Origin of the sequence: Flavobacterium frigidimaris (assembly GCF_002217275.1) — a bacterium.
Lineage (GTDB): Bacteria > Bacteroidota > Bacteroidia > Flavobacteriales > Flavobacteriaceae > Flavobacterium > Flavobacterium aquidurense.
On the sequence record NZ_MUGV01000057.1, the window covers coordinates 1 to 906 of the forward strand.

1 protein-coding gene is annotated in these 906 nt (G+C 31.1%); it reads left to right on the plus strand.

The window, feature by feature from the left end:
- Nucleotides 1-75 precede the first annotated feature (75 nt).
- Nucleotides 76-771 carry a hypothetical protein gene (locus B0A65_RS22790; protein WP_074659010.1) on the plus strand — a complete coding sequence of 232 codons (696 nt, stop codon included), beginning with the start codon at nt 76-78 and terminating at the stop codon, nt 769-771.
- The last annotated feature ends 135 nt before the right edge of the window (nt 772-906 follow it).

The window sequence follows — 906 nt, forward strand, 5'->3', positions numbered from 1 at the left end:
ATGATTTTGCAAATCCGAAGAATGGGCTTAATTTAGTCCCAAACCCGCTGTAGCGCGAGAACGTTAGCAACTATTATGAAAAACATAATCTATTTGACAACTATACTTTTAATTATTAGTTGTAGTAATAAAACCGAAACTAAAATACTTCAAAAGAGTAAAACTGAAAAATTAGTAATTGTTGATACACTTGAGTTTTTTGCAGATTCAATAAATTTTGGCGAAAGACAAAAAAATAAAATTAAAGTTTATAAAATTGGAACGGAAGAAAATACAATTGCCAAAGTTTATCTTTATGAAAAAAGGAAAAATCAATGGAAATTAAAGGATAGTTTAATTTTGGAAGCGGTCAGAATTAATGACTTAGAAACTGAAGTTAAAGATTTTAACAATGATAATTTCAAAGACATTATCTTCACAACTGGAATGGCAGCTAGAGGTGGAAACATCGTCCAGACACTAATTCTTTATTCTCCTAAAACTAAATCTTTGAATTGGATAAAAAACTCAGAAAGTTATCCAAACTTAATGTATAATAAAAAACTCGACTGCATCGATGCTTGTATACTAACTGGAGGACAGACAACTTATTTCCTAAAAATCGAAAAAGACACCTTAAGAGAATTTGCAAATGTTGACCAAAGGGATGGAAGAATTATTGCGGAAATTCGCGATCCAAATGGTAAATGGATAGAAATTGAAAATATTAAAGATGAGCCTGAAAGTTTAGATAGATTTATTAATTTCAACCCAATAGAAAAAAGAAAATAACAGTTGCTAACAACCGTTTGGCGAGATTGGGGTTTTAGGTTTAATGGAAAGATGGTTTTGTGTTTGGAAAATTTGTGTTTAACCGAAAAATCTCGCTTCTTTATTCCCCAACCTCGCTAAGCGCCAGAACGTTAG

Excerpts from the sequence above, each read along its gene's own strand:
- B0A65_RS22790 (WP_074659010.1), top strand. The coding sequence starts at position 76 with ATGAAAAACATAATCTATTTGACAACTATACTTTTAATTATTAGTTGT.